The sequence below is a fragment of the Bradyrhizobium sp. 147 genome (assembly GCF_023073935.1).
Lineage (GTDB): Bacteria > Pseudomonadota > Alphaproteobacteria > Rhizobiales > Xanthobacteraceae > Bradyrhizobium.
Genome location: NZ_JADPKL010000024.1, coordinates 11,459 through 36,446, shown reverse-complemented (window position 1 = coordinate 36,446; position 24,988 = coordinate 11,459). Strand labels below are relative to the sequence as shown.

At 64.4% G+C, this 24,988-nt stretch carries 24 protein-coding genes; 9 read left to right on the top strand and 15 right to left on the bottom strand.

Going from position 1 to position 24,988, the window contains the following annotated elements; translation table 11 throughout:
* Nucleotides 1-14 precede the first annotated feature (14 nt).
* Both IVA87_RS05720 and IVA87_RS05715 read left to right on the top strand, forming a co-directional pair.
* Complete coding sequence (locus tag IVA87_RS05720; protein WP_247300918.1) at nt 15-428, top strand: DUF2946 family protein; 414 nt, start codon at nt 15-17, stop codon at nt 426-428.
* Between the two features lie 150 nt (nt 429-578).
* Entirely contained in the window at nt 579-2,945 is a 2,367-nt protein-coding gene (locus tag IVA87_RS05715) for a TonB-dependent receptor (RefSeq protein ID WP_247300919.1), read from the top strand.
* Nucleotides 2,946-3,059: 114 nt separating this feature from the next.
* Here IVA87_RS05715 and IVA87_RS05710 read toward each other — a convergent pair whose 3' ends face one another.
* Together IVA87_RS05710 and IVA87_RS05705 are read right to left on the bottom strand one after the other, a co-directional pair.
* Entirely contained in the window at nt 3,060-3,575 is a 516-nt protein-coding gene (locus IVA87_RS05710) for an N-acetyltransferase (protein WP_247300920.1), read from the bottom strand.
* 147 nt (nt 3,576-3,722) lie between these two features.
* Entirely contained in the window at nt 3,723-4,214 is a 492-nt protein-coding gene (locus IVA87_RS05705) for an NUDIX domain-containing protein (RefSeq protein WP_247300921.1), read from the bottom strand.
* 92 nt (nt 4,215-4,306) lie between these two features.
* Here IVA87_RS05705 and IVA87_RS05700 point away from each other — a divergent pair, with 92 nt between their 5' ends.
* Complete coding sequence (locus IVA87_RS05700; RefSeq protein ID WP_247300922.1) at nt 4,307-5,191, top strand: metallophosphoesterase; 885 nt, start codon at nt 4,307-4,309, stop codon at nt 5,189-5,191.
* A 213-nt stretch (nt 5,192-5,404) separates the two neighbouring features.
* Here IVA87_RS05700 and IVA87_RS05695 read toward each other — a convergent pair whose 3' ends face one another.
* From IVA87_RS05695 to IVA87_RS05685, 3 genes are all read right to left on the bottom strand, one after another.
* On the bottom strand, nt 5,405-5,956 hold the full coding sequence (locus IVA87_RS05695; RefSeq protein WP_247300923.1) for a hypothetical protein: 552 nt from the start codon (nt 5,954-5,956) through the stop codon (nt 5,405-5,407).
* Nucleotides 5,957-6,152: 196 nt separating this feature from the next.
* Nucleotides 6,153-6,362, bottom strand: coding sequence for a hypothetical protein (locus tag IVA87_RS05690; protein ID WP_247279592.1), 210 nt, complete (start codon nt 6,360-6,362; stop codon nt 6,153-6,155).
* 29 nt (nt 6,363-6,391) lie between these two features.
* A complete protein-coding gene (locus IVA87_RS05685; protein WP_247279591.1) occupies nt 6,392-8,023 on the bottom strand; it encodes an isocitrate lyase in 1,632 nt (543 codons plus the stop codon).
* 210 nt (nt 8,024-8,233) lie between these two features.
* On the opposite strand from IVA87_RS05685, the gene IVA87_RS05680 reads away from it, so the two are divergent.
* Nucleotides 8,234-9,697, top strand: coding sequence for a short-chain fatty acyl-CoA regulator family protein (locus tag IVA87_RS05680; RefSeq protein WP_247332986.1), 1,464 nt, complete (start codon nt 8,234-8,236; stop codon nt 9,695-9,697).
* 100 nt (nt 9,698-9,797) lie between these two features.
* Here the strand turns inward: IVA87_RS05680 and IVA87_RS05675 are convergent, their stop codons facing one another.
* Nucleotides 9,798-10,091: an antibiotic biosynthesis monooxygenase gene (locus tag IVA87_RS05675; protein ID WP_247279589.1), complete on the bottom strand. Its 294-nt coding sequence runs from the start codon at nt 10,089-10,091 to the stop codon at nt 9,798-9,800.
* Between the two features lie 227 nt (nt 10,092-10,318).
* Between IVA87_RS05675 and IVA87_RS05670 the strand changes: the two genes are divergently transcribed.
* Both IVA87_RS05670 and IVA87_RS05665 read left to right on the top strand, forming a co-directional pair.
* Entirely contained in the window at nt 10,319-11,125 is an 807-nt protein-coding gene (locus IVA87_RS05670; protein WP_247300926.1) for a hypothetical protein, read from the top strand.
* A gap of 173 nt (nt 11,126-11,298) precedes the next feature.
* The gene (locus tag IVA87_RS05665; protein WP_247300927.1) at nt 11,299-11,652 is read left to right on the top strand and encodes a hypothetical protein; all 354 of its coding nucleotides are present in this window, start codon (nt 11,299-11,301) and stop codon (nt 11,650-11,652) included.
* 5 nt (nt 11,653-11,657) lie between these two features.
* Here the strand turns inward: IVA87_RS05665 and IVA87_RS05660 are convergent, their stop codons facing one another.
* Both IVA87_RS05660 and htpX read right to left on the bottom strand, forming a co-directional pair.
* A complete protein-coding gene (locus IVA87_RS05660) occupies nt 11,658-12,299 on the bottom strand; it encodes a tetratricopeptide repeat protein (RefSeq protein ID WP_247300928.1) in 642 nt (213 codons plus the stop codon).
* 136 nt (nt 12,300-12,435) lie between these two features.
* Complete coding sequence (gene htpX, locus IVA87_RS05655; protein WP_247300929.1) at nt 12,436-13,371, bottom strand: zinc metalloprotease HtpX; 936 nt, start codon at nt 13,369-13,371, stop codon at nt 12,436-12,438.
* Between the two features lie 184 nt (nt 13,372-13,555).
* On the opposite strand from htpX, the gene IVA87_RS05650 reads away from it, so the two are divergent.
* From IVA87_RS05650 to IVA87_RS05640, 3 genes are all read left to right on the top strand, one after another.
* The gene (locus tag IVA87_RS05650) at nt 13,556-14,851 is read left to right on the top strand and encodes a lytic murein transglycosylase (protein WP_247332984.1); all 1,296 of its coding nucleotides are present in this window, start codon (nt 13,556-13,558) and stop codon (nt 14,849-14,851) included.
* Nucleotides 14,852-15,073: 222 nt separating this feature from the next.
* Complete coding sequence (locus IVA87_RS05645; RefSeq protein ID WP_247300931.1) at nt 15,074-15,577, top strand: DUF1993 domain-containing protein; 504 nt, start codon at nt 15,074-15,076, stop codon at nt 15,575-15,577.
* Nucleotides 15,578-15,759: 182 nt separating this feature from the next.
* Nucleotides 15,760-16,860, top strand: a complete 1,101-nt coding sequence (locus tag IVA87_RS05640; protein WP_247300932.1) for an alkene reductase — start codon at nt 15,760-15,762, stop codon at nt 16,858-16,860.
* A 194-nt stretch (nt 16,861-17,054) separates the two neighbouring features.
* Here IVA87_RS05640 and IVA87_RS05635 read toward each other — a convergent pair whose 3' ends face one another.
* The 7 genes from IVA87_RS05635 to glpD form a co-directional block, all read right to left on the bottom strand.
* Nucleotides 17,055-18,797: an ABC transporter substrate-binding protein gene (locus tag IVA87_RS05635; protein ID WP_247279676.1), complete on the bottom strand. Its 1,743-nt coding sequence runs from the start codon at nt 18,795-18,797 to the stop codon at nt 17,055-17,057.
* Between the two features lie 130 nt (nt 18,798-18,927).
* The gene (locus IVA87_RS05630; protein ID WP_247300933.1) at nt 18,928-19,257 is read right to left on the bottom strand and encodes a DUF2160 domain-containing protein; all 330 of its coding nucleotides are present in this window, start codon (nt 19,255-19,257) and stop codon (nt 18,928-18,930) included.
* 10 nt (nt 19,258-19,267) lie between these two features.
* Nucleotides 19,268-20,074, bottom strand: a complete 807-nt coding sequence (locus IVA87_RS05625) for a carbohydrate ABC transporter permease (RefSeq protein WP_247279578.1) — start codon at nt 20,072-20,074, stop codon at nt 19,268-19,270.
* On the bottom strand, nt 20,074-21,048 hold the full coding sequence (locus IVA87_RS05620; protein ID WP_247332981.1) for a sugar ABC transporter permease: 975 nt from the start codon (nt 21,046-21,048) through the stop codon (nt 20,074-20,076). The genes IVA87_RS05625 and IVA87_RS05620 overlap by 1 nt, the downstream gene beginning before the upstream one ends.
* Nucleotides 21,048-22,133: an ABC transporter ATP-binding protein gene (locus IVA87_RS05615; RefSeq protein WP_247332979.1), complete on the bottom strand. Its 1,086-nt coding sequence runs from the start codon at nt 22,131-22,133 to the stop codon at nt 21,048-21,050. The genes IVA87_RS05620 and IVA87_RS05615 overlap by 1 nt, the downstream gene beginning before the upstream one ends.
* Nucleotides 22,134-22,145: 12 nt before the next feature.
* A complete protein-coding gene (locus tag IVA87_RS05610) occupies nt 22,146-23,285 on the bottom strand; it encodes an ABC transporter ATP-binding protein (RefSeq protein WP_247300936.1) in 1,140 nt (379 codons plus the stop codon).
* Nucleotides 23,282-24,832, bottom strand: coding sequence for a glycerol-3-phosphate dehydrogenase (gene glpD, locus IVA87_RS05605; protein ID WP_247300937.1), 1,551 nt, complete (start codon nt 24,830-24,832; stop codon nt 23,282-23,284). The genes IVA87_RS05610 and glpD overlap by 4 nt, the downstream gene beginning before the upstream one ends.
* Nucleotides 24,833-24,988 lie beyond the last annotated feature (156 nt).

The following is a 24,988-nucleotide window of genomic DNA, read 5'->3' as shown; positions in this document are numbered from 1 at the left end:
TGGGGCGTTTTCGGATGAAATGGTTTCGGTCGAATGTGAGGCATGCTGCCCGGCTCGCGTTGTTCGCGATGCTGGTGCAGTTCGCGCTGACGTTCGGCCACAGCCACTGGTTCGCGCAGGCCGCCCTCGCCCAATCCTCGCTGCAGCAGACCGACGGCGTCAAGGACAGCGTCAAGGGCGTTGCTGCGATCGACCGCGCCGCAGTCCAGGCGCGATCGCCGGTCGGTCCCGACCGCGAGCATCCGGGCGAGGACAATTGCGCGATCTGCGCTGTCGTCGCGATGGCGTGCACAATTGTGTTCGCGACGCCGCCCGTGCTGCTGCTGCCGCAAGCGATCGAACTGCTTCACCGCACCACCGGCGCCGAATTCGTCCATCTGAAATCGGCCGGCACGGCATTCCAGCCCCGCGCCCCTCCCGCGTCCTGACCTCCAACGCTTGATCACGCCCAGCCTCGCTACTGTCGGCGAATGCCTGGGGGGAAGTTGAAGTCGAATTCCGTCGCGCTGCGACGGCAGGCCGCCTCCGATCAGCAGACGATACAATCATGCGGACGGCGCCTGAGTGGAATCAGGACCATGTCATTTCAATTGCGACGCGCGCAGCGTCTTGGCGGAGCAAGCCTGCTCCTGCTCAGTGCCGCCGCCACACCTGCCTTGGCCCAGTCGGCCGAGGACAAGTCGTCGACCGAGATTCCCGCGGTCACCGTGACGGCGCCGAGCCCGATCGTGCGCAGAGCGGTGGTGCCCTCCCGCACCGCAGGCCGCGGCACGCGGACCGCGCGGGTGCGCAGCCGCCAACAAACGGTGGAAGCGGCGCCCGCGGCATCCGCGCCCGCCGCGCCGCAGCAGGGCGTGCTGCCTGTTGTGACCAACCAGTTCGCTACCGTCACCGTGGTGCCGAACGAGGAGATCCGCCGCGAGGGCGGCGGCCAGCTCGGCGATCTCCTGTTCTCCAAGCCCGGCATCACCGGCTCGAGCTTCGCACCCGGCGCCTCGAGCCGGCCGATCATCAGAGGTCTCGACGTCAACCGGGTCGGCATCGTCGAGAACGGCACCAATGCCGGCGGCGCCTCCGATCTCGGTGAGGACCATTTCGTCCCGATCGATCCGCTCGCCACCAACCAGATCGAAGTGGTGCGCGGGCCGGCGGCGCTGCGCTACGGCTCGACCTCGATCGGCGGCGTCGTCAGCGCCACCAACAACCGGATTCCGGACGCGATGCCTGCTTGCGCGCCCTCATTCCAAACCTATGGCATGCCGACCAAGGCCCCGCTCGCGAGCGCCGCGACCGCTCCTTGCGTCACCGCCGAGACGCGCACCGCCTTCAGCTCGGTCGATCGCGGCGTCGAAAGCGGCGTGCTGCTCGACACCGGCGGCGGCAATTTTGCATTCCATGCCGACGCCTATGGCCGCACGACCTCCGACTATTATATCCCGAGCTATCCCTATCTGACCGACCAGTCGCGCCCGGTGAACGGCCGACAGCCGAACTCGGCGACTCGCTCGGACGGCGCCTCGATCGGCGGCTCCTACTTCTTCCAGGGCGGCTATATCGGCGCATCGATCACGCAGAACGACTCGCTCTACCACATCCCCGGCATCGACGGCGCCGACCACAACACGCGGATCGACGCACATCAGACCAAGATCAACGTCAAAGGCGAGTACCACCCCGACGCGGCCGCGATCGACGCGGTCCGCTTCTGGGCCGGCGCGACGGACTACCGGCACAACGAGATCGGCCTTGCCGATCCCGTCGACCCCAACAGCGACGGCGTGCGCCAGACCTTCACCAACAAGGAGCAGGAGATCCGCACCGAGGTGCAGCTGATGCCGTTCAATGCCCGCTTCGCCGAGGTGACGACGGCGCTGGGCTTCCAGGTCGGACATCAGGAATTGAGTGCGCCGAGCCCCGACAATCCCGGCACGCTGTTCAACGGCCTGTGGGACCCGAACAACAGCACGCGCGTTGCTGGTTACGCCTTCAACGAGTTCAAGTTCACCGAGGCGACGCGGGCACAGATCGCCGGTCGCATCGAGCATGTCGAGCTGCACGGCACGACGCCTGATTTCCCCGCCGATTACCTGCCCGACGGCACGCCGCAGACGGCGATCGCGCGCAATCCGTCCTTCACGCCGAAGAGCGGCAGCATCGGTCTGCTGCAGGACCTGCCGGGTGGCATGGTCGGCAGCGTCACCGCGCAATATGTCGAGCGCGCGCCGAAGGCGGCCGAGCTGTTTTCACGCGGCGGCCATGACGCGACCGCGACGTTCGACATCGGTAATCCGAACCTCACCATCGAGACCGCAAAATCGATCGAGGTCGGCCTGCGCAGGGCAACGGGGCCGTTCCGGTTCGAGGCAACGGTCTACTACACGCATTTCGACAATTTCATCTATCGCCGCCTCACCGGCGTGTCCTGCGATGACGACTTTGCGTCCTGCGGGGGACCAGATGGCGAGCTGAACCAGGCGGTCTATTCGCAACGCAATGCGAATTTCCGCGGCGGCGAATTCCAGTCGCAGCTCGACGTCGGCGCCTTCCAGGGCGGCATCTGGGGCATCGAGAACCAGCTCGACTTCGTCCGCGCCACCTTCAGCGACGGCACCAACGTGCCGCGGATTCCGCCGCTCAGAATGGGCGGCGGCGTATTCTGGCGCGACGACAACTGGCTGATGCGCGTCAACCTGCTGCACGCCTTCGCGCAGAACAACGTCGCGGTGATCGCGGAGACGCCGACAGCGGGCTACAATTTGCTGAAAGCCGAGGTCAGCTACAAGACCAAGCTCGACCGCAACTGGTTCGGCGCGCGCGAAATGATGGCGGGCATCGTCGGCAACAATCTCCTCAACGAGAACATCCGCAACTCGGTGTCCTACACCAAGGACGAGGTGCTGATGCCCGGCATTGGCGTGCGGGCATTTGCGAACTTCAAGTTCTAAGCTCATACAGTCGGGGCCCACAGCGGCCCCGGCTGGCCTCGCCCGGCTGGTTCACGCCGTCGCAATGACCGAGTATCGGCACCGCCGCGCTTCCAATTCACAGCGTCGTAGCACCTACCTCCGCGCCTTGCTCCAGTCCGGCGCAACCCGCCCCGATACGCCTTCGAAGGCGCCGTCGACGAGCTCGAACACCAGAATGCGGGCGGGGTCAACCGGACCCGGCATGGTGACGCGGCCCTTTGCGACCGGCTTGAAGCCGACGCGGCTGTAATAGGGTTCATCGCCGACCAGGAGCACGATGGCGTGGCCTTTTTCCTTGGCGTCCTTCAGCGCGCGCTCCATCAGGAGACGGCCGATGCCGCGGTCGCGGAACGGCGGCTCGACGGTGAGCGGCCCCAGCAGCAGCGCCGGCGTGTCGCCGATCAGAATCGGCAACTGCCTGACCGAGCCGACCAGCAGCGTCCCGATGCGCGCGGTGAAAGACAATTCGAGCAGATGGTCGACATGCTCGCGGATGCGGTAGGCGCTGAGCACGAAGCGGCCGGGGCCGAAGGTGCGTTCGTGCAGCCGTTCGATCGCCTGAGCGTCGCCGGCGGCCTCGGGAAGGATGGTGAGTGAGAGATCGCTCATGTCAGCGCGCGGGATAGCACCTGGACGCAGCGCGGTCCATCGGGCAGCAAAGATGCTCAGTTCCTTTTTCAGCGCCGACGGGAGGCGTTCTGACTCGCCAGTTTGCACCGTTGAACCACAACCCTCACGCACTGGCACGGGCCGCCCTCATCGCCACGTCGCAATCAGCGGCTTACCGTCCAGCACTTCCGCGATCCGCAGCCGTGTGCCGGGCGTGGTCCCCTCGGGCAGCGCCGTGATCGCGAAGAACCCGCATTCGACGATCTCGCGGTTCGGTCCGGGCAGGCGGTCCTGGCTGAACTGCCTGACGACGTAGACGGCGACGTGGTCGCGGCGGGAGACGTGGCTGTTGAGGAAGATGCCGTGCAGCACGGCGTCCCCGGTGAGATCAATGTCGCCCTCCTCCTTGAGTTCGCGCCGCAGCGCCTGCGCCATGGTCTCGCCGAAGTCGACGCCGCCGCCGGGCAGGTACCAACCGGTGACGTAGCTGTGCCTGACCAGAAACACCCGGTTCTCGGCGTCCAGCACCACGGCGCGGACGCCGAGCGTCATCCCGCGAACCAGCAGGAAATAGGCATGGAAGAGGTGCCGCAGCAGCGGCTCGCATTGTCGTCGAATGCTGTTCAGACGTTCTCGCATCAGGCCTTCTTGACGCCCCATTTCGAGCCGCGCTTGCGCGCTGGCTGCGACCTTGCCATTACAGCGCAGCAATAGCGAGGCAATCGCGCGCCATGGCCCCCTTCACGCTCGCCCATCTGTCCGACCCGCATCTGCCGCCACTGCCGAAGCCGCGGCTGATCGAGCTCGCGGGCAAGCGCGCGCTCGGCTACATCAACTGGACGCGCAACCGGCACAAATATCAGCGCCGCGAGGTGCTCGACGCGCTGGTCGCCGATATGAAGGCCCAGGCGCCCGACCACATCGCGGTGACGGGCGATCTCGTCAACCTCGCGCTGGAAGCCGAGTTCGCGCCGGCCCTGGCTTGGCTCGAAAGCGTCGGTCCGCCCGACCGCGTCACCGCGATTCCCGGCAATCACGACGCCTATGTCAGCGCGACGCGCCATCGCTTCGGCGAGACGTTCCTGCACTACATCGCCGCGGATACGCCCGATACCGTTGCCTTCCCCGCCGTGCGCCGGCGCGGGCCGCTCGCGCTGATCAGCCTGTCCACGGCGGTACCGACCCTGCCGCTGATGGCGACGGGCACGCTCGGGCGCGATCAGCTCGCGGCCCTCGCAGAGGTGCTCGAGCGGCTCGCGGCGGAAGACGTCTTCCGCGTGCTGCTGGTGCACCATCCGCTGAGATCCGTCGCGCGCCAGAAGCGGATGACGGACGCGGCCGAGCTGCTGGCCCTGTTGAAACGGCACGGCGTCGAGCTGATCCTGCACGGGCACGACCACATTCATTCGACGATGTGGTTCGAGGGCCCGAACGGCAATATTCCCGCACTCGGCGTGCCTTCGGCGTCGGCGCTCGCGCACGGACGTTACCCGGCGGCGGCGTATAACCTGTTCACGATCGAAAAGGACAATGCCGGCTGGCGCTGCGAGCAGACGGTGCGGAGCCTGGGCGCTGGATTTCAGATCGGGCAGATCAAGCATGCGCGGTTGATTTAGTTCGCCGTCATTGCGAGCGAAGCGAAGCAAATCCAGAGCCCCTCCGCGGAAAGATTCCTGGATTGCATCGCTTCGCTCGCAATGACGGCGGAGAGAAATTCACCGGCCCCGCTTGGTAGCCCGGATGGAGCGTAGCGTAATCCGGGGCAGTGCATCTGTCGCGACAGGTATCCCGGATTGCGCTTCGCTCGATCCGGGCTACGAGAATTGTCCTCACCAGCTCCGCAAGGCCGCTACTACGGCAAGGCCGAACAGCGCCGCGGCGCCGAGAATGAAGCCGAACAGGAACGGCCACACGCGCGAGCGGCGCGGCGGCTCGGCGGCGGGCTTCGGCTCGGGCGGCACCACCATCGCGCGCTCGCGCTCGATCATGCGGCGCGCGACATAATCGGTGACGGCCTCGACGATAACCGCAGTGTCGTGCGATTCGGCGAGCACGATGCGGCCGAAGCGGGTGTCCTGAACGAAGCGGTACATCCGCTTGTCACGCCCCATCAAGATGTGGGCGACGACGTCGATCCAGAGCCTGGGCGTATCGCCCTGGCTGATGCCGCGGTCGAAGAGGTCGATCTGCTCCGGCACCTGCGCGAACAGAGGATCGAGCGCGTCGTTGAGGATCTCCAGCCGGGCCACCTCGGCATCCCTGAGGTCGACGACCACGCCGGTCCGGTCGGCGGCCTCGATCCGGGCGCGCAACAGTGCATCGCGCAGCCGCACCGGGCGCGGCTGGCTGGGATGAATCCCGCTGGTTTCGGGCTCTGACATTGTCGGCCTCGTCCTCAAACACGGGAGTTAACCTATCAGCAACCACAGCGCCCGCAAAGGGTCCACAATTCCAGATACTTACGGCGCCCACAGACGTTTCACCTGTGCCGAAAACAGACGATCCCACCCAGGCTAAGGCCTAGGTGGGACCATCCGTCCTTGGACGTCTTCTTAGTTCGATCGGCAGCCGGGATCCTTAGGCCGAGACCCGCGACGGCTCTTCCACGATGGAGAAGCGGACGCCGGCCTTGTAGCGGCTCTCTTCCGACACCTCGCGCCAGCAGTCCTCGGCTTCCTTGCGGGTCTTGAACGGACCTTTGACCTGGGCCGAGCCTTCCACGAGCTTGTGGAAGTTCATCGAACCGAACTCGCCGCCGATCACCCAGAAATTGCTGCCTTTGGTCATGTCAGTCTCCTGTCGAAGTGCGTGATGCGTTAGCCGAACTGGTTCATCGTGTTGTGGGCGCCGCCCGCCTTCAGGGCAGCTTCGCCGGCGAAATATTCCTTATGGTCGTCGCCGATATCGGAGCCGGCCATGTTCTGATGCTTGACGCAGGCGATGCCCTGACGGATCTCGGCGCGCTGGACGTTCTTGACGTAGCCGAGCATGCCCTGCTCGCCGAAATATTCCCGCGCCAGATTGTCGGTCGACAGCGCCGCGGTGTGATAGGTCGGCAGCGTGATCAGATGGTGGAAGATGCCGGCACGCTTGGCCGAATCCGCCTGGAAGGTGCGGATGCGCTCGTCGGCTTCCTTCGCCAGCGGCGTGTCATCATATTCCGCCTTCATCAGCTCGGCACGGTTGTACTGGCTGACGTCCTTGCCGGCTTCCTTCATCGCATCGTAGACCTGCCAACGGAAGTTGAGGGTCCAGTTGAAGGACGGCGAGTTGTTGTAGGCCAGCTTCGCGTTGGGAACCACCTTGCGGATGCGGTCGACCATCTTGGCGATCTGCTCGATATGCGGCTTCTCGGTCTCGATCCAGAGCAGGTCGGCGCCGTTCTGAAGCGAGGTGATACAGTCCAGCACGCAGCGGTCTTCGCCGGTGCCCGGGCGGAACTGATAGAGGTTGGAGGGCAGCCGCTTCGGACGCATCATCTTGCCGTTACGGTTGATGATGACGTCGCCGTTCCTGGCGTTCTCCGCCGTCACTTCCTCGCAATCCAGGAAGCTGTTGTACTGGTCGCCGATGTCGCCGGGCCTGTGGCTGACGGCGATCTGCTGCGTCAGGCCGGCCCCGAGCGAGTCGGTGCGGGTCACGACGACGCCGTCTTCGACGCCGAGCTCGAGGAAGGCGTGGCGGCAGGCGCGGATCTTCGCGAGGAAAACGTCATGCGGCACGGTAACCTTGCCGTCCTGGTGGCCGCACTGCTTCTCGTCGGAGACCTGGTTCTCGATCTGGAGCGCGCAGGCGCCCGCTTCGATCATCTTCTTGGCGAGCAGATAGGTCGCCTCCGCATTGCCGAAGCCGGCGTCGATGTCGGCGATGACGGGCACGACATGCGTCTGGAAGTTGTCGATCTTCTCGATCAGCTCCTTCTCCCTGACCTTGTCGCCTTCCTTGCGGGCCTTGTCGAGCGCGCGGAAGATATCGTTGAGCTCGCGCGAGTCGGCCTGGCGCAGGAAAGTGTAGAGCTCCTCGATCAGGGCGGGCACCGAGGTCTTCTCGTGCATCGACTGGTCGGGCAGCGGGCCGAATTCGGAGCGCAGCGCGGCGATCATCCAGCCCGACAAATACAGGTAGGTGCGATCGGTCTTGCCAAAGTGCTTCTTGACCGAGATCAGCTTCTGCTGGGCGATGAAGCCGTGCCAGCAGCCCAGCGACTGGGTGTACTTGGTGGGGTCGCCGTCATAGGCGGCCATGTCGGCCCGCATCAGCGCGGCGGTGTAGCGGGCGATATCGAGGCCGGTCTTGAAACGGTTCTGCAGGCGCATGCGTGCGACGGCCTCGGCCTTCACCCCGTTCCAGGTCGGCTGGGTCTCAAGGAGCGCCTGAGCCGCCTCGATTTCGCTCTGATACGAAGCCGGGCGCAGGAGGGTGCTGATGCCGCGGGGCTGATAGTTCATGTGCCTGATCCTTTCGCTATCGACGGGCGAGCCATCGACATTCTTGACAATGCATTGCGAAATGCGTGTCAGGAGCTAAACGCGAAAACAGAAACTTCGTACAGATGGCTTGTTTCTTATTGGTGATGTCATGTAACATAAGAACATGTACTAGATGTTACTTTGTAAATTTTGTAAAGACTGTCCTTGATGCCTACGGAGTCCTGAGAAATGCCTGTCGATTCCGCGAAGAAACTGTTCTCCGGGAAGAAACTGTTCGTCGGCCCGCGTTTCCGGAGGATCCGGCAGCAATTGGGGCTGTCGCAGACCCAGATCGCCGAGGGGCTCTCGATCTCGCCGAGCTATGTCAACCTGATCGAGCGCAACCAGCGTCCGGTGACCGCGCAGATCCTGCTGCGGCTGGCCGAGACTTATGACCTCGACCTGCGCGACCTCGCCACCGCCGATGAGGACCGCTTCTTCGCCGAGCTCAACGAAATCTTCTCCGATCCCTTGTTCCGCCAGATCGACGTGCCCAAGCAGGAGCTGCGCGACCTCGCCGAGCTTTGCCCCGGCGTGACTCATGCGCTGCAACGGCTCTATGCCGCCTATACCGAGGCGCGCCAGGGCGAGACGCTGGCGGCCGCGCAAATGGCCGACCGCGACGTCGGCACGCGTTATGAGGCCAATCCGGTCGAGCGCGTGCGCGAACTGATCGAGGCCAATCGCAACTATTTCCCGGAGCTGGAGCAGGCCGCGGAAAACCTTCGCGATGAGCTGAACGTGCCGGCCGAAGGGCTCTATGCGGCGCTGGCCGCGCGCTTGCGCGAAAAGCATTCGATCCAGACCCGTATCATGCCCGTCGACGTGATGCGCGAGACGCTGCGGCGGTTCGATCTCCACCGCCGCCAGCTCCTGATCTCCGAGCTGGTCGACCCGCCCGGCCGTGCGTTCCAGCTCGCCTTCCAGCTCGGCTTAGGTGAATGCGCGCAGCATTTCGAGACCATCATCGGCCGATCCGGCCCGCTCGACGACGCGCCGCGGCGGCTGTTCCGCATCACGCTTGGCAATTATTTTGCAGCCGCTGTCATGATGCCCTACCCGGCGTTCCTGGCCGCGGCCGAGGCGCTCAATTACGATATCCACGTGCTGGCGCAGCGCTTCAATTCCGGTTTCGAGCAGGTCTGCCACCGGCTCACCACTCTGCAGCGGCCCAATGCGCGCGGCATTCCGTTCTTTCTCTTGCGCGTCGACAATGCCGGCAACGTCTCGAAGCGCTTCTCCTCCGGTACGTTCCCATTCTCCAAATTCGGCGGCACCTGCCCCTTGTGGAACGTGCACTCGACCTTCGACACGCCGGACCGCCTGCTGAAGCAGGTGATCGAGCTTCCCGACGGCACGCGCTATTTCTCGATCGCGCAAATGGTGCGCCGCCCCATCGCGCCGCACCCGCTGCCGCAGCCGCGCTTCGCCATCGGCCTCGGCTGCGAGATCCGTCACGCCGCGCGCCTGACCTACGCTGCGGGGATCGACCTGGAGAAGACCGAGGGCACGCCGATCGGCGTCAACTGCCGTCTCTGTGAGCGCGAAAACTGCGCCCAGCGTGCCGAGCCGCCGATCACGCGCACGCTGATCCTGGATGAGACGACGCGGCGGGTGTCGAGTTTCGCCTTCTCGAATGCACGGGAATTGTGAGACACACCGCTGTCATGCTCCGGCTTGACCGGGCGATGACAGTTGAGGGTGGGGCGAGAGTGCCCCGTCCAAGTTCCACCGTCCTAGTCCCTACCGCCCCCTACGCCAGCGTATGCACGATCACCGGCCCGGCCGCAGCGCTCGCATGTCCCGCCAGCAGCGGAGCCAGATCCTTCTCGATCCAGGCGATCGCACGCCGGTTCGCCTCCTCCGCCTGTTCGAACTTGTCGAAGATCGAGATCGCGGTCACCGTGTCGTCGCCGGCATAGACGACGTAATAGGCGCGGAAACCGTCGACGTCGCTGATGATCGGGACGGCGCCGTCCTTGATGCGGCGCGCCAGCTCTTCAGCGCTCCCGCTTTTCGCCTTGGCCTGACGGATGGCGGCATACATGACATCCTCCTTCCGGCTACTGATGTAAGGGCCTGGTGCCCGGAGCGGATGTTACGCCGAAGCGCGCCGCCGATCCACGCTTGGTTAACCCCGCCCTAATCCGTCGCCGCGATCTGCAACCAGGGATTAAGCACGCCTCAACATCGGTGCCTTAGTCTTGCCCCACTCACGTTTCGCGAACGACGGTGGCTTATCATGCCGGGCGAGGTGAGATCAGGGGGTTCATCATGCGCATTGCGTTGCTGCTGACCGCAACCATCGTCGGCGCGCTCTTCGTCAATCCATCCATTGCCGGATCGCTCGATGCGTCGACCGACGCAGCGCAGCCGCTGCCGCCCGGCTTCCAGAGCTACCGCGGCTACATGTTCGACTTGTCCGAGAATCGCGACCGCAAGGATGTCGACAAGCTCACCAGCAATCTGAAGAGCCAGATCGACGTCGTCGAAGGCGTCGGCCTGTCGCCGCGCGTGCTGCGCTTCTTCCACACCGTTCCGATCGTCGCGAGCGAGCTGGCCTGCCTCGACGAAGGTGCCGCGACCGCCTGCTATGGCAGGGTCACGCCGGACATCCAGCGCAGCGCTCCCCGGACGCTGACGGTCTGGGATCCCGACAAGCAGCGCTGGACCAATCCGAATGCGGTCGATCTCGCGGTCGATTCGGGGCTCGGCGTGATCATGCTGCGGCCCGACATGATGCGTTACGAGAAGGAGGCCGTGCTGCTGCACGAGCTCCTGCATGCCTACCACGCGCGGCTGTTGCCGGACGGCTACGCCAACAAGGGCGTGATCGCCTATTACGCCCTGGCCAAGTCCAAGGACCTGCTGCCCAGGGAATCCTATGCGATGAAGAATCCCGTGGAGTTCTTTGCGGTGACTGCGAGCATCTTCCTGGCCGGCAAGAGCGAATTCCACGATCCGAAGTCTCGCGAGGCGCTCAAGGAAAAGTTGCCGGACTATTACAAATACCTGGTCGGCGTGTTCGGCTTCGACCCCGACCCTGCAGCCCCAAGCGGTCCGGTCGCCTCGCTGAAGTGAGGCTGACGTCGCGCGTCCTGCGCCAGATGACATCAGAGCCGCGCGAAATGCGCGGCTTTTTTGTTTTGTAAACCGGAAGCTGCGGATGGCGGCTCAGCGGGAATTGCCAAGGTGGGGGCCGATCTGCATAGTCCCGCCCGCATCGATATTGTTTTCGAAGGGGATAGAACAACATGGCGGACGCCGACCTGGATGTCGTGATCCGGCAACTGGCCAGACAGCTGCATACGGGCCTGATGACCCGCGCCAAGGAGCGGCGGGATCGCTTCAACGGCCTTGCCGCCAAGGCCAAGGGCAAGGAGACCAGCGACCGCTTCAAGATGATGGCCAAGGCCACCCTGGAGCAGGCCACCGCCGCCGCCAAGCGCCTCCAGATGTCCGCAGACAACGTCGCCGACAGCTACGCCCGCGCCATGCGCCTCGCCGCCAGCACGCCGGTCGCGGCAAAGGTGGAGAAGACGGCGAAGGAGAAGCCGGTGAAGAAGGCTGCGAAGGCGAAGAAGGCCAAAACCAAGAAGGCGAAGTAATCAGCTCACCTTCTCGGCGCGGCGAGCCGGGTCGGCTCGGCGCTGGCGAGCTCGGCGAGCTTGGCACGTGCCGCCTCATGGGTGCGGCCGTCCTTGCCGGGCGGCAGCGCCAGCGCTGCCTCGAAATCGGCCCGTGCGTCGTCGGTCTGGCCGCGGGCGAGGAATGCAAAGCCGCGGTCGAGGCGGGCCTGCGCGTCCGAGGGGTCGAGGCGGACCGCCGTGTTGTAGCTCAGGATGGCGCGGTCGAGATCGCCTTTGGCAGCGAGCGCGAGACCGCGCTGGTGATAGGGCGCGGCGAGCTTGGGGTCATGCGCGATCGCCTCGTCATAATCCGCAATCGCAAGCTCCAGATCGCCGTTCTGCCGGCGCGCCAGCGCTCGGTCTCGATAGAGTGAGGCGCGGTTGGGATTGAGTTGGATGGCCTCATCGAAATCGGCGATCGCCCGCGTGAAGTCGCCATGGCGCAGCGCGATCCGTCCGCGCCCCTCATAGGCGAACGCGATCAGCGAGCCGCGCAGCGGCGAGAAGCCGATCACGGCTGAGCAGATGTCGGGATCGTCCTCGTCGCCGCAATTGACGACCATGTGCGTGGACAGCCCAATAAGCACGCAAAGGACGATCAGCAATGGTACGGCAGCTCTGGTCATCTTCGACGGTGCCCGGCAGAGGGCCGGTCACGCATCCCCTTTCGAAGAAGTGGTCTCGCCGGGATGTTAACACCGGCGCCGGGGATCCTGTGTGCGCCAGGTCACAAAGCAGAGCCAATTTCCAGCCGGTGCCGCATCAGCCCCAAGGACCGCGCGAAGAGGAGCGGCCCCACGGGCTTCGCGGCGGATAGTTCTCGTTGGCGCCGAGCGACGGCGCTGACCGAGCGCCGAGTTCGGCCGCGAGCTGTTGAAGCGCCGCGATGCGGTTCTGGGTCGAGGGATGGGTGGCGAACAGATTGTCGACGCCGTGGCCCGACAGCGGATTGATGATGAACATGTGCGCGGTCGCGGGATTCCGCTCCGCCTCGAAGTTCGGCACCTGATGCGCGGCGCCCTCGATCTTCACCAACGCGGACGCCAACCACATCGGCTGTCCCACGATGCGCGCACCGAGATTGTCGGCGGCATATTCGCGGGTGCGGCTGATCGCCATCTGCACCAGCATGGCGCCGAGCGGGGCAAGGATCATCATCAGGATCGAGCCGACGATGCCCAGACCGTTGTTGTTGTCGCGATTGCCGCCGAAAAACATGCCGAACTGCGCCAGCATGGAGATCGCGCCGGCAATCGTCGCGGTGATCGTCATCAGAAGCGTGTCGTGATGTTTGATATGCGCCAGCTCGTGCGCGATCACGCCGGCGAGCTCCTCGCGGCTGAGCTGGCTCACCAGGCCGGTGGTGACGGCTACCGCGGCGTTCTCCGGGTTGCGGCCGGTCGCGAACGCGTTAGGCTGCGGCTCGTCCATCAGGAACACGCGCGGCATCGGCAGGCCGGCGCGGCCGGCAAGCTCGGCGACGAGGCCGACCAGCTCCGGCGCGCTGGCACGGTCGACCTCATGGGCGCCGTACATCGAGAGCACCATGCGGTCGGAGTTCCAGTAGGTGAAGAGATTGGTCGCGGCGGCAATGACAAGCGCGATCATGGCGCCCGAGGCACCGCCGATCAGATAGCCCACGCCCATGAACAGGGCAGTGAGGCCTGCGAGCAGCATTGCGGTACGAAGATAGTTCATGGCCGTCTCCTGGCGCGGCCGCGGGCGCTGGAGACGCCAGCAGGCCGGCAGGCATGAGGTAGGGATGACCCCGCCCCGGGCGCAAGGTTTTCAAGGTGCGTCGCGGAGCCGCGGCACTGGTTTGAGCGCGAACGTCCCATTAAACTTCATCAAGAATTCAAGCGCCTCTCCCTCCGGAAACCTCATGCTCCTGACCCGATATGCGATCGCGACCATTGCTCTCGCCGCCTACTCCTCTTGCGCCTTCGCCCAGTTCGCCCCGCCACCCGCCAAGCCCGCAGTGCCGAAGGCTCCCTCTCCGCGCGCGGCGTCGTGCCACAATGGCGCGAGCTTCGATCGCTTCCTGGCCGACGTGAAGCAACAGGCGATGGCTGCCGGCGTGTCGCAGCGCACGATCGCGGAGGCTTCGCCGTATCTCATCTACGACCAGGGCATCGTCAACCGTGACCGCGGCCAGCGGGTGTTTGGCCAGCTGTTCACCGAATTTGCCGGCCGCATGGCCGCGCCCTATCGCATGCAGAACGGCCAGCAGCACATCAAGCAATACGCGGCCGCATTCGCGCGCGCCGAGAAGGAATATGGCGTGCCGCCGGCCGTCATCGCCGCGTTCTGGGGGCTGGAAAGCGATTTCGGCGCCAACATGGGCAACCTGCCGACGCTGAAATCGCTGGTGTCGCTCGCCTATGATTGCCGCTGCTCGGAGATGTTCGTCAACGAGACCATCGCCGCGCTGAAGATCATCGACCGCGGCGATCTGCATCCCGACGAGATGATCGGCTCCTGGGCCGGTGAGCTCGGGCAGACGCAGTTCCTGCCCGTGCATTACGTCAACTACGCCGTCGACTATGACGGCGACGGGCGGCGCGACCTGTTGCGCTCGGGAGCCGACGTGATCGGCTCGACCGCGAATTACATCGCCAACGGATTAAAGTGGCGGCGCGGCGAGCCGTGGCTGGAAGAGATCAAGGTGCCGCCAAACCTGCCGTGGGACAAGACCGATCTCAACGTGCGGGAGCCGCGCTCGATATGGGCGCAGCTGGGGGTCACGTACCCTGACGGACGCCCGCTGCCGAACGACAATCTCGCCGCCTCCGTGCTGCTGCCAATGGGACGCTTTGGGCCGGCGTTCATGGCGTATCCGAATTTTGCCGCCTACACCGAGTGGAATAACTCGCTGATCTACTCGACCACGGCAGGCTATCTCGCCTCGCGCATCGCTGGCGCCCCGCCGATGCGCAAGCCAACGGCGCCGGTGGCGCAGCTGCCGTTCAACGAGCTCAAGGAATTGCAGCAGCTCCTGGTGCGTGCCGGCTTCAATGTCGGCAAGATCGATGGCGTGCTGGGCCAGCAGAGCCGCGCGGCCGTCAAGGCGATGCAGATCAAGCACGGCCTGCCGGCCGATTCCTGGCCGACCACGGAGCTCTTGGCCCGCATGCGCGGCGGCACGGCACAGGCGCAGCCGGCGGGCATCGTGAGATAAGCGAGCCTAACTCGCGTCATGCCCCGCCACCGGGTCTCGGCTTCGACGAGCCCGGGTGGCGCGACATGACAGCGAGAGGTGTGGCGGCTACGGCACCACGAGCCATCGAAGGAGAATTTTCGCATCGCACAAGCCAATTCCGCGATTGTATTTTTCCATGACGTTCCCATGTGAGTCGCTCAGGTTTTCTCCTGATTGCCCTCCCATCGAAGCGAGCATCACATGTCCTTCTACGACGCCGTCGTCCCCGCCTATTTGCAAATCCTGAACAGCCTCACCGGCCTGCTCGCCAAGGCGGAGGCACATTGCGCCGCCAAAAAGATCGACCCCAGCGTCCTGCTCGGATCACGCCTGTTTCCGGACATGCTGCCGCTGTCGAAGCAGATCCAGCTCGTCAGCGATTTCGCGGCCAAGGGCTGCGCCCGGCTGACCCATAGCGAGGTGCCGTCGACGCCTGACACCGAGGCTAGCTTCGCAGAGCTAAAGCAGCGGCTGGCCAAGACCATCGACTACGTGAAGTCGTTCAAGCCCGAGCAGTTCGAAGGTGCCGACGTCAAGGACGTCACCTTCCCGGCCGGTCCGGACCAATCCATCACCATGAAGGGCCAGCAATTCCTGAGCTCGTTCTCGCTGCCGAACTTCTATTTCCACGCCGCGACCGCCCATGGCATTTTGCGCCACAACGGCGTCGAAATCGGCAAGCGCGATTTCCTCGGCGCGAACTAATTCGAAAATGCAAGCGGCTGCGGCAGGAGATCGAATCTGCCGCCGCGGCCGAATTTGCATATGATTCATGCTGCGCAGAGCTCGCCGCGCAGCTCGCCTGCACTTTCCGTATGGCTCCTCCCTTGCACCTGTTATCGCGATGCACAAGTGTTCGTGACCTCTCATCGCCTGGAAGCATTCCCATGAGCCGTCCGACCAAATTGTTCGAGACCTACAAGCTCGGCCCGATCACGCTGGCCAATCGCCTGGTGATGGCGCCGTTGACGCGCAACCGTGCTGCGCCCGGCACGTTCGTACCTGGTCCGCTCGCGGCCGATTATTACGGCCAGCGCGCTTCCGCGGGGCTCCTGATCACCGAAGCGAGCCAGGTCTCGCAGCAGGGCCAGGGTTACCAGGACACGCCCGGCATCTATTCCAAAGACCAGGTGGCCGGCTGGCGCAAGGTCACCGACCGCGTCCATGAGCGCGGCGGCAAGATCTTCATCCAACTCTGGCATGTCGGCCGCATCTCGCATGTCGACCTCCAGGCGAATGGCGCAGCCCCCGTGGCGCCGAGCGCAATCCGCGCCAAGAGCAAGACCTTCGTCAACGGCGGCTTCGCCGACGTCTCCGAGCCGCGCGCGCTCGATCTGTCCGAAATTCCCGGGATCATCGACGACTTCAAGCGCGCCGCGAAGAATGCGCTCGAAGCCGGCTTCGACGGCGTCGAGATCCACGGCGCCAACGGCTATCTGCTCGATCAGTTCGCCAAGGACGGCGCCAACAAGCGAACCGACGCCTATGGTGGCTCCATTGAGAACCGCGCGCGGTTGATGCTTGAGGTCTCCAGAGCCGTCGCGGCTGAAGCCGGCAGCGATCGCACCGGCATTCGCATCTCACCAGTGACGCCTGCCAACGACATCTCCGACAGCAATCCGCAAGCTCTGTTCGATCACATCGTCGACGGTCTCAGCGCGCTCAAGCTGGTCTATCTCCACGTCGTCGAAGGCGCCACCGGCGGACCGCGGGACTTCGCACCGTTCGACTATGCGTCGTTGCGCAAGCGCTTTTCGGGCGCCTATATCGCCAATAACGGCTACGGCTTCGATCTCGCGAACAAGGTGCTGGACGCGAATGCCGCCGATCTCATCGCTTTCGGCAAGCCGTTCATCTCCAACCCCGACCTGGTCGAACGGCTGAAGCAAGGCGCGGCCCTGAACGACTGGGACAAGACCACGTTCTACGGCGGCGGCGCGAAAGGATACACGGACTATCCGACGCTCGCGGCTGAGCTGGCGGAGTAAGGCTGCGCCGTAGCCCCATTCGCCGTCATTGCGAGGAGCCCGCGACAAAATTGCGAAGCAATTTTGCGCTGGCGACGAAGCATCCAGACTGCCTTCGCGGGAAGACTCTGGACTGCTTCGCTCCGCTCGAGCCCAACTCACCAAAAAGAAAAAGGCCGGGATTGCTCCCGGCCTTCGTTGTTATGAGACGCTGCTTACTTCGCTTCCGCGCGCTTGGGCGGAGTGGCCGGCCACGACTTGATCAGGGTGTCGTAGTCGACCGTCTCGCCCTTCGGCTTCTCGTTGGCGAGCTTGCGCTGCGGAGCAATCGTGCCGTCCTTCTGGGCCTTGGCGAACCAGTATTCGGCCGATTCCTTCTTGTGCAGCTTGGGACCGCAGGCGCCCTGCACGCCGGACTTTTCGAGGCGTTCCATCACGGAGTCCTGGGCGGCCGCAAGGGCATCCATCGCCTGCTGCGGCGTCTTCGCACCGGACGACGCATCGCCGATGTTCTGCCACCAGAGCTGCGCGAGCTTCGGATAGTCGGGCACGTTGTTGCCGGTCGGGGTCCACTGCACGCGGGCGGGCGAGCGGTAGAACTCGATCAGGCCGCCGAGCTTCGGCGCACGTTCCGTAAAGGATTTATCCCAGATGTCGGACTCACGGATGAAGGTGAGACCGACATGGCTCTTCTTCAGGCTCACCGACTTGGAGACGATGAACTGGAGATAGAGCCAGGCTGCCTTGCGGCGGTCCGGCGGAGTCGACTTCAGCAGCGTCGCGGAGCCGGCGTCCTGGTAGCCGAGCTTCATGCCTTCCTTCCAGTAGGAGCCGTGCGGCGAGGGAGCCATGCGCCACTTCGGCGTACCGTCCGCATTCACGACCGGCAGACCCGGCTTCACCATGTCGGCGGTGAAGGCGGTGTACCAGAAGATCTGCTGGGCGATGTTGCCCTGCGCCGGCACCGGGCCAGCTTCGGAGAACGTCATGCCCTGCGCCTGCGGCGGCGCGTACTTCTTCAGCCACTCGAGATACTTGGTGATCGAGTAGACCGCGGCTGGACCGTTGGTGTCGCCACCACGTTCCACCGACGAGCCGACCGGACGGCAGCCTTCCATGCGGATGCCCCACTCGTCGACCGGCAGGCCGTTCGGAATGCCCTTGTCACCGTTGCCGGCCATCGACAGCCAGGCGTCGGTGAAGCGCCATCCGAGCGAGGGGTCCTTCTTGCCATAGTCCATATGGCCGTAAACCTTGACGCCGTTGATCTCCTTGATGTCGTTGGTGAAGAACTCGGCGATGTCCTCATAGGCGGACCAGTTCACGGGCACGCCGAGCTCGTAGCCATACTTGGCCTTGAACTTGGCCTTGTAGTCGGGATTGGTGAACCAGTCGTAGCGGAACCAGTAGAGGTTGGCGAACTGCTGGTCGGGAAGCTGATAGAGCTTGCCGTCCGGCCCGGTGGTGAACGATTTGCCGATGAAGTCGTTGACGTCGAGCATGGGATCGGTGACGTCCTTGCCCTCGCCGGCCATGTAGTCCGACAGCACGATGGTCTGGCCGTAACGGAAATGCGTGCCGATCAGGTCGCTATCGTTGATCCAGCCGTCATAGACGTTCTTGCCGGACTGCATCTGGGTCTGGAGCTTCTCGACGACGTCACCCTCCTGGATGAGGTCGTGCTTGAGCTTGATGCCGGTGATCTCGGAGAACGCCTTGGCCAGCGTCTGCGCTTCATATTCGTGGGTCGTGATGGTCTCGGAGACAACGTTGATCTCCATGTTCTTGAAGGGCTCGGCGGCCTTGGCAAACCACTCCAGCTCCTTCTTCTGGTCTTCCTTCGACAGCGTCGAGGGCTGGAATTCCGCGATCCACTTCTGGATTACGGCGTCGTCGGCGGCGCGAACCGGCGCCGAGACGGCGAACGACACCGCAACGATCGCGGCGACGCTGGACATCGTCGTAAAGCTATTCCTGGTCAATGGACCTTTCCTTCTCCTGAACTGTCGCATGTTATTCCTCCGTTGCAGCGACAAACTTTTATACAGGCCCGGGTTGGTCCCGGATCTGGCCGTCCCTTCGCCAGCTTCAGACCGTGCGAAAAATAAGCGCGGCCATGACCAGCGAAATTCCACTTGCGAGCCACAGGCTCGAAATCTCAAAACCTTCCTCGCCCACCGGCAGCGTGGCGATCGCATCGGTGCCGACGAGGCCGATCCACACGAGGTGAATGACGGCGGCCGCGATCAGCGAGATGAACAGGCGGTCGCCTCGCGTGGTCGGAATGCTGAGCACGCCGACGCGCTCGGCCTCGGGATAGACCGCGGCAAGCCACGTCATCACCGCCAGCGTGCAGGCGAGCGCTGCGAAGAAGATCGCGGTCGGCAGCGTCCAGGCCATCCATGCAATGGATTCCATATGAGCCTCCTTAGACCCGGCCAAGCGCGAAACCGCGCGCGATATAGTTGCGGACGAACCAGATCACGAGCGCGCCCGGAATGATGGTGAGCACGCCGGCGGCGGCCAGCAGGCCCCAATCCATGCCGGCGGCCGACACCGTGCGCGTCATGATCGCGGCGATGGGCTTGGTCTGCACCGAGGTCAGCGTGCGCGCGAGCAAGAGCTCGACCCATGAGAACATGAAGCAGAAGAAGGCGGCGACGCCGATGCCGCTCGCAATCAGCGGCACCAGGATCTTGATGAAAAAGCGTGGGAAGGAATAGCCGTCGAGGAAGGCGGTCTCGTCGATCTCGCGCGGCACGCCGGAGACGAAGCCTTCCAGGATCCACACCGCCAGCGGAACGTTGAAGATGCAGTGCGCGAGCGCGACCGCCCAGGGCGTATCGAACAGGCCGATCGCCGAATAGAGGTTGAAGAACGGCAGCGCATAAACCGCGGCCGGCGCCATGCGGTTCGACAACAGCCAGAAGAACAGGTGCTTGTCGCCGAGGAAGCGGTAGCGCGAGAAGGCGTAGGCCGCCGGCAGCGCCACCGCGATCGAGATGACGGTGTTGAGGACAACGTATTCCAGCGAGTTGATGTAGCCCGAGTACCAGCTCTCGTCGGTGAAGATGCGCTTGTAGTGCTGGAGCGTCGGGGTATGCGGCCACAGCGTCATCGTCGAGACGATCTCGCTGTTGGTCTTGAAGCTCATGTTGACGAGCCAGTAGATCGGCAGCAGCAGAAAGATCAGGAACAGCCCCATGATGAGGCGGCGGCCGGGGATCGAATGCATCAGGCCACTCCTTCCTTTGGCTTGAGCGCGGGCACGGGCTTGAGCCGGACCGAGGGCTTGGACTCAATCGCCGGCTCGCTCTCTGCCTGGACTTTGCGTTCGACGCCGGCATTGGTCATGACGGTGTAGAAGATCCAGCAGACGATCAGGATGACCAGATTGTAGACCAGCGACAGCGCGGCGGCCTTGCCGAGGTCAAACTGGCCGAGCGCGATCTTGACCAGCTCGATCGACACGAAGGTCGTCGAGTTGCCGGGCCCGCCGCCGGTGACGACGAAGGGCTCGGTATAGATCATGAAGCTGTCCATGAAGCGCAGCAGCACCGCGATCAAGAGCACGCGGTTCATCTTCGGCAGCTGGATCGCCTTGAAAACGGCCCAGCGCGAGGCGCCGTCGATCTGGGCGGCCTGGTAATAGGCTTCGGGAATCGACTTCAGACCGGCGTAACAGAGCAGCGCAACGAGGCTGGTCCAGTGCCAGACATCCATCACGATGACCGTGACCCAGGCGTCGATGTCGTTGGAGACGTAGTTGTAGTCGAAGCCCGCGGCGTTGAGAGCATAACCGAGCAGGCCGATGTCGGGGCGGCCGAAGATCTGCCAGATCGTGCCGACCACGTTCCACGGAATCAGCAGCGGCAGCGCGAGGATGACGAGGCAGGCCGCAACCGTCCAGCCCTCGCGCGGCATCGACAGCGCGACGAGGATGCCAAGCGGCACCTCGATGGCGAGGATCACCAGCGAGAAAAACAGATTGCGGCCGAGCGAAGCGAGAAAGCGGCCGCCGAGATCGGTCGAGGGATCGAGCAGCTCCTTGAACCAGCCGACGCCGTTCCAGAAGAACTGGTTGTTGCCGAAGGTGTCCTGCATCGAATAGTTCACCACCGTCATCAGCGGCAGCACCGCCGAGAAGGCGACGACCAGGAACACCGGCAGCACCAGGAACCACGCTTTTTGGTTGACGATCTTGTCCATCAGGCGCCTCCCTCCACCAGAAGGCTGTCGGCATAGACGTGGACATGCGACGGATCGAATTTCAGCCCCGCGTTGCCGTCCGGGCTGGTGAATCCGCCGGGGGCGCGCGCGGCGAGCTTTGCATCGCCGAGCCGCGCCCGCGCGAAACGGATGCGGCCGAGATCGTCGATGCGCTCGATCTTCGCGGTGAGCAGACCGGGCGCGGGCGCGACGACCTCGACGAATTCGGGACGGACGCCGATCTCGACCTTGGCGCCCGAAGGCAAATTGTCGTAGCTGCGGTTGAGCGCGATGACGTGCCCGCCGATCCGCGCCTCGCGTCCCCTCACCTCCGCCGGCAGGATGTTCATGCCGGGCGAGCCGATGAAGTAGCCGACGAACGTATGGGCAGGCTTGTCGAACAGTTCGGCCGGCGTGCCACTCTGCACCACGCGGCCGTCATGCATGACGACGACGGTGTCGGCGAAGGTCAGCGCCTCGGTCTGGTCATGGGTGACGTAGATCATCGTGAGGTCGAGCTCGCGATGCAGCGCCTTCAGCTTGGAGCGGAGCTGCCATTTCAGCTCGGGATCGATCACGGTCAGCGGCTCGTCGAACAGCACCGCGGCGACGTCGGAGCGGACCAGACCGCGGCCGAGCGAGATCTTCTGCTTGGCGTCGGCCGTGAGCCGCGTCGCCTTGCGGTTCAGATAGGGCTCGAGATCGAGCAGGCGGCCGATCTCGGCCACGCGCTTGTCGATCTCGGCCTTCGGCACGCCGCGGTTCTTCAGCGGAAACGCCAGGTTCTGCCCCACCGTCATGGTGTCGTAGATCACCGGAAACTGGAACACCTGGGCGATGTTGCGCTTCTGGGTTGACAATGGTGTGATGTCCACACCGTCGAACATGATCTTTCCGCGCGAGGGCGTGATAATGCCGGAGATGACGTTGAGCAGCGTGGTCTTGCCGCAGCCGGACGGCCCGAGCAGCGCATAGGCGCCGCCCTGCCGCCAGGTCATGGTCACAGGCTTCAGCGCAAAGCTTTCCGACGGCGCATCATTGCCGCCATAGGAGTGCGCGAGATTGACGAGGTCAATGCGGGCCATGGCGCATCTCCCTCAGGAGCTTTTTCTGTTTGATGCGTTTTCTTCACGCGAACCGCTACGCAATTCGCTTGAAAACGCTATGCCAGGTGCAGCGACCAGACGATCGGCCGCATCGAACACGAAGACATCATTGGGATCGAGCACGGCGTCGAGGGTCTGGCCCGGCTCGAACTCGTGCACGCCGTGCAGGACCGCCACCCAGTTCGAACCCTCGCGGGTCAGATGCACGAAACTCTCCGAACCGGTGATCTCGGTCACCGTCACCGTGGCGTGGAAGGCGTGGCGGCCGGCCTCGCCATTGGCAAGCCCGAGTTGATGCGCGCGGAAGCCGACGCGATAGGCGCCGTCCGCAAGACCGGCATAGAGTCCCGAGGCGGGCGAGGCCGTGCCGCCGGCATATTGCACGGAGCCATTTCTCTTCTCGATACCGACGAGATTGAGCGGCGGATCCGAAAGCACCTGCGCGACGCGCAGCGTCTGCGGGCGGCGGTAGACGTTGGATGTCTCGCCCATCTGGAGCGCCTGACCCTCCCACATGCACACGGTGTTGCCACCTAACAGCAGCGCCTCGGTCGGCTCGGTGGTGGCGTAGACGAAGATCGCGCCGGAGGCCTCGAAGATGCGCGGCAGCTCGGCGCGCAGCTCCTCGCGGAGTTTGTAGTCGAGATTGGCGAGCGGCTCGTCGAGCAGCACGAGATCGGCGCCCTTGACCAGCGCGCGCGCAATCGCGGTACGCTGCTGCTGGCCGCCCGAGAGTTGGAGCGGAGTTCGCTTCAGGAACGGCTCGAGGCGGAGCAGCTTTGCAGCCTCCGCGACACGCGCCTTGATCTCATCGCGCGGCTTGCCCTGCACGCGCAGGGGCGAGGCGATGTTCTCATAGACCGTGAGCGAGGGGTAATTGATGAATTGCTGATAGACCATCGCGACCGAACGTTGGCGCACGTCGGCGCCGGTGACGTCCTTGCCGCCCACCAGCACCCTGCCCGTCGTCGGCTTGTCGAGGCCGGCGAGCAGCCGCATGATCGAGGTTTTGCCCGACAACGTCGGGCCGAGCAGTACGTTGAGGGTACCGCTCTCGAACGTCAGCGAGACGTCGCGGATGTGCGGGACGCCCTCGACCGTCCGGGTCACGTGATCGAGCGTCACTGTCATGAGCGTCCTCCTGCTTCCAACAGGGGAGTTTGCGGCACGGCGTGGGCCCTGATCCAGTCATCAAGCGCGGCGATCTCGTCGGCAGATAGTCGCAGGCCGAGCTTGGACCGGCGCCAGACGACGTCCTCGGCGGTGACCGCCCATTCATTCGCCATGAGATAGCGGACCTCGCGCTCGGTCAACGTCGCACCAAAGGACCGGCCGAGATCGGCGGCCGATTTCGCATCGCCCAGCAGCTTGATGGCACGGGTGCCATAGGCGCGGGCGAGGCGCCGCGCATGCTCGTGGCTGAGAAAGGGATAGCCGCGCTGGAGCTCGGCGATCAGGCCGTCGATGTCGGATACGTTCATATCGCCGCCGGGCAGCGGCCATTTGCCGGTCCAGCCCTCGCGCGCTTTCGCGCTGCGAAGATAGGGCGCCAGCCGTTCCAGCGCCTCTTCGGCGAGTCGGCGATAGGTCGTGATCTTGCCGCCATAGATCGACAGCAGCGGCACGCCGCCGGGCGTATCGAGCTCGAACACGTAGTCGCGGGTCGCGGCCTTGGCCTCGCTGGCGCCGTCGTCATAGAGCGGGCGTACGCCGGAATAGGTCCAGACCACGTCGTCGGACGTCACCGGCTTGGCCAGATATTCGCTCGCCGCCGTGCAGAGATATTGAATCTCCTCGGCTGTCGCCTTCACCTTGGCGGGATCGCCATCATAGTCGCGGTCGGTCGTGCCGATCAGCGTGAAATCGTCCTGGTACGGAATCACGAAGATGATGCGGCCGTCGGCGTTCTGGAACATGTAGGCGCGGTCGTGGTCGTAGAGCTTCTTCACCACGATGTGCGAGCCCTGCACCAGGCGCACCTTGGCCTTCGCATTGAGGCCGGCGCCGCGGCCGAGCACGTCCTCGACCCAGGGACCGCCGGCATTGACCAGCGCGCGCGCCTGGATCGACGAGCGCTCGCCGGTCAGCGTGTTGACCATGGCGACGGTCCAGACGCCGTCGGACTGGCGAATCTCGGTGGCGCGGGTGCGGGTGCGGATCTCGGCGCCCTTGTCGGCGGCGTCGCGCGCGTTGAGCACGACGAGACGGGCGTCGTCGACGAAACAGTCGGAATATTCGAACGCGCGGCTGTAACGGTTCGGGATCAGCGGGCGACCGACCTCGTCACGCCGGAGATCCACCGAGCGGGTCGCGGGCAGCAGGTGGCGGCCGCCAATGTGGTCATAGAGGAAAAGGCCGAGGCGCAGCAGCCAGGCCGGGCGCAGGCCGGCGTGATGCGGCAGGACGAATCTCAGCGGACGGATGATGTGGGGCGCGATGCCCCAGAGGATCTCGCGCTCGATCAGGGCCTCTCGGACCAGGCGAAATTCGTAATATTCGAGATAGCGCAGCCCGCCATGCACCAGCTTGGTCGACCAGGACGACGTCCCGCTCGCCAAATCGTTCATTTCGCACAGGAAAACCGTGTTGCCGCGGCCCACCGCGTCGCGCGCGATGCCGCAGCCATTCACACCGCCTCCGATGATGGCGAGGTCGAAAATACGCTCCAACAGACGCATCCCCCGGCGACCGCCCGTTCATCGAGGCGGCAACTTTCGTTTTTGATTAGATCACACCCTGAAACGAAAGCAAGATGAAAGAGAAGCGAGGGGAAGCGAAAGAGGAACTCTTCAACGGAGCGGGGAATCGGCAGGAGAACGGACAGATTAGGGGCA